Below are 3,225 nucleotides of genomic sequence, written 5' to 3'. Positions count from 1 at the left end.
ATGTCCTGGGGATCGCGGCCTCGGCGGCGTCTGTGATCGCGATGGCGGGTGACGACGTGCGGATGGCACGGGCCGGGTTCCTGATGATCCATAACACGTGGATCCTGGCGGCAGGCGATCGTCATGCACTGCGCGAGGTGGCCGACTGGCTGGAACCGTTCGACGCGACCGCGGTCGAGATCTACGCGGCGCGCTCGAGCCTCGCGCCCGAAAAGATCACCGACATGCTCGATCGCGAGACATGGATCGGCGGCACGGCGGCGATCGAACAGGGCTTTGCCGACGATTATCTCTCGGCCGACCAACTCGACACCGGCGGCGATGAGCCGTCGGCGTCCATGCGCGCCGAGCGCAAATTCGATCTTCTCGCGCGGCGTGCGGGGCTGAGCAACGCGGCCTCGCGCGAAATCCTGCGCGGCCTGAAATCCGGCACGCCTGGCGCTGCCGAAACCCCGCGGCCGGGTGCCGTGGATGACGAGCGGCCGGGCGCCGCGGACGTGACGCAGGAGCTCGCATCGCTCCTGCAATTGGCAAAATCCATCTGAGGAAAAACCAAATGAAGATGATGACCAAATCGGCCGCTTCGGCGGCCGCAATCATTGCTGCGGCCTCGGCCGGGGCGATCAGGGTTCCGGCGGGCGTGGTCGGTACGCCGCGCATGGACGCCGCCGGCAATGTCGAAAAGCTGCTTGGCGAGGTGAAATCCGAGCTGGCGCGCGTCGGTGACGAAGTGCGCCAGACGGCCGAGGATGCACTGAAGCAGGCGAAATCTGCCGGTGATCTCAACGCCGAAACCAAGGAAAAGGCGGACAAGGCGCTGGCGGAGTTCAACGGGCTCTCGGGCGCGCTGATGAAGCTCGAGGGCAAGCTCGAGGCACTCGAGACGCGCAATCTCGATCTCGAGCAGACGGTTGCCGCCGGCGGGCGCGGGGGCGGTGCGCCCTCCCAGACCGTGGGGCAGGAGCTTGCCGGGTCTGACGAGCTCAAGGCCTGGGTGACCGGCGGGCTGAACGGCAACCTGGTGCTGAAGCCGAAAGCCGCGATCACGTCGGTCGGGGGATCGGGCGGCGGCCTGATCTGGCCGACCGAGGATCGCACGCCGGTCAACATGGCGCGCCAGCGCCTGCCGATCCGGGCGCTGCTGATGCAGGCGACCACTGACAGCGACGTGGTCAAGTACGCCAAGCAGACCCTGCGCACCAATGCCGCCGCGATGGTTGCCGAAGAGGGCACCATGCCCGAGAGCGCCTATGGCTGGACGCAGGCCGAGGCCAACGTGCGCAAGATCGCGCATGTGACCAACATCTCTGACGAGGCGCTGGCGGATGCGGGTCAGCTTGAATCCGCGATCGATGGTGAAATGCGCTACGGCCTCGATCTCGAGGAAGAGGCGCAGATCCTGGCGGGCGACGGCACCGGGCAGAACCTCTCGGGCCTGGTCACCGAGGCGACCGCGTTCTCGGCCGCGGCGGGGCTTCCGGATACGACGCGGATCGACCGCCTGCGCCTTGGCATGCTGCAGCTGGCGCTGGCCAATTATGCGACGACCGGGATCACGCTGAACCCGATCGACTGGGCGGCGATCGAGCTGCTGAAGGATACGACCGGCCGTTACATCTTCGGCGATCCGAACGTGTCGAAGACGCCGATGCTCTGGGGCGCCGATGTCGTGCCGACGGTGACGCATTCGGCGGGCGAGTGGATGGTTGGCAACTTCATGATGGCGGCGACGCTTTACGACCGGCAGGCGGCCGAGGTGCAGATCTCGAGCGAGCACGGCACCAACTTCGTGGAAGGCATGAAGACCATGCGCGCGATCAAGCGCCTGGCGATGGCCGTGAAGCGCGGCTCGGCGCTGGTCACGGGCGACTTCACCTTCGCCTGATCCTGATCCTGAACCCGTCACGGGCGGCGCGGACCGCCCGTGCTCTTGACCTATTGGAGGGCAGATCATGCTCCTGAAACTCAACCGGACGCAGGCGACGAAGATCGGGCGCCTGCAGGCCCATGTCGTCTATCGCTTCGACATGCAGAACCCGGCTCAGGCCAACGTTGCAGGCACGCTTCTCGAGCGCAAGTTCGCGGTGAAAGTGACGAAGGCGCAGCTCGAGGCAGAGGCCTCCGACCGGGAGGCGCTGGCCCGTGCGCTGATCGCGGGCGAGGCCAATCCTGCCCAGGTGCCGCTGGCGGTTCTCGAGCGGGCGGCGATCCTGGCGCAGGAGGCGGAAGAGGCCGCCACCGTCAATGCCGGCAAGGCCGCGGCGCGGGAGGCAAAGGCCAGCGCGGCCGCCGCGAAGAAGGAAGCGGCCGAGAAGGCGGCGGCCGAGAAGGAAGCGGCCGAGAAGGCGGCGGCTGACAAGGTGGCGACTGACAAGGCAGCGACTGACAAGGCGGCGGCCGACAAGGCGGCGGCCGACAAGGCCAAGAAAACGGCGGGAGGCGCTGACAAGTGAGCCAGCTCGCGCTTGCCGATATCAAGCGGTATTGCCAGGCCGTCGATTTCTCGGCGGATGACGTTCTTCTGGGCGAGCTGCAGGCTGCGGCCGAAGCGTTCGTGCAGACGTACATTCGCCGGGATCTCGACACGGAATTTCCGGGCGCATGGCCGGAGCCGTGTTGCCAGGCGGTCAAGCTCCTGGTCGCGGCCTGGTATCGCGAGCGCGAGGCGCCGGTGCCGGAGGGCGTGCGGGACATGCTCAAACCATACCGGGATCTGAGCTGATGGCGGCGCCGCGACCGGGGCAGATGATCGAGGTTGTGCAGTTCCGCAGGGCAACATCCGTGCATGACGGCATCTCGGAGGTGGAGACGTTCGCGGATTTCGGCACCGCGCAGCGGGCCCGGAAGATCGACGCCAGCGACGCGGAGCGCTGGCAGGCGGCGGAGGTCAGTGCGTCGCTGTCCGCCCGGTTCCAGCTCCGCCGCAATGAAGTCACCGAGGTCGTGACATCAAGGGACCGCCTGGCCTGCCGGGGGATTGATTACGAGATCACCGGCAAGCGCGAAATGGTCGATGACCTGCGGTTCTTCGAATTCTCGACCGTAGCCCGGATCGATCGCACATGAGTGTCACGATGAAGCTTTCCGGGTTCAGGGAACTCGAGCGCGAGCTTGAGAAGCTGAGCCAGGCCGCGGGCAAGGGCGCCCTGCGGCGTTCCCTGAAGAAATCTGCCACGCCATTGGCGGAGAAGATGCGGGACCGCGCTTCGGAGGCAGAGGGCGACC

At 66.9% G+C, this 3,225-nt stretch carries 5 protein-coding genes; all 5 read left to right on the top strand.

From position 1 onward, the window contains the following. Positions 1-545: ATP-dependent Clp protease proteolytic subunit (locus D4754_RS23645; RefSeq protein WP_205589707.1), on the top strand; the 545-nt coding region annotated here is incomplete at its 5' end. An 11-nt stretch (positions 546-556) separates the two neighbouring features. Next, the gene (locus D4754_RS23640; protein ID WP_121068618.1) at positions 557-1,885 is read left to right on the top strand and encodes a phage major capsid protein; all 1,329 of its coding nucleotides are present in this window, start codon (positions 557-559) and stop codon (positions 1,883-1,885) included. A 67-nt stretch (positions 1,886-1,952) separates the two neighbouring features. After that, positions 1,953-2,453, top strand: a complete 501-nt coding sequence (locus tag D4754_RS24295; protein WP_205589706.1) for a hypothetical protein — start codon at positions 1,953-1,955, stop codon at positions 2,451-2,453. Beyond that, complete coding sequence (locus D4754_RS23630; RefSeq protein ID WP_121068616.1) at positions 2,450-2,722, top strand: head-tail connector protein; 273 nt, start codon at positions 2,450-2,452, stop codon at positions 2,720-2,722. The genes D4754_RS24295 and D4754_RS23630 overlap by 4 nt, the downstream gene beginning before the upstream one ends. Beyond that, positions 2,722-3,066, top strand: coding sequence for a phage head completion protein (locus D4754_RS23625; RefSeq protein WP_163026048.1), 345 nt, complete (start codon positions 2,722-2,724; stop codon positions 3,064-3,066). The genes D4754_RS23630 and D4754_RS23625 overlap by 1 nt, the downstream gene beginning before the upstream one ends. The last annotated feature ends 159 nt before the right edge of the window (positions 3,067-3,225 follow it).

This window comes from Chachezhania antarctica (genome assembly GCF_003646465.1).
Classification (GTDB): domain Bacteria; phylum Pseudomonadota; class Alphaproteobacteria; order Rhodobacterales; family Rhodobacteraceae; genus Chachezhania; species Chachezhania antarctica.
Note: the sequence above shows the minus strand (reverse complement) of the source record. Positions and strands in the feature narration are given on the sequence as shown.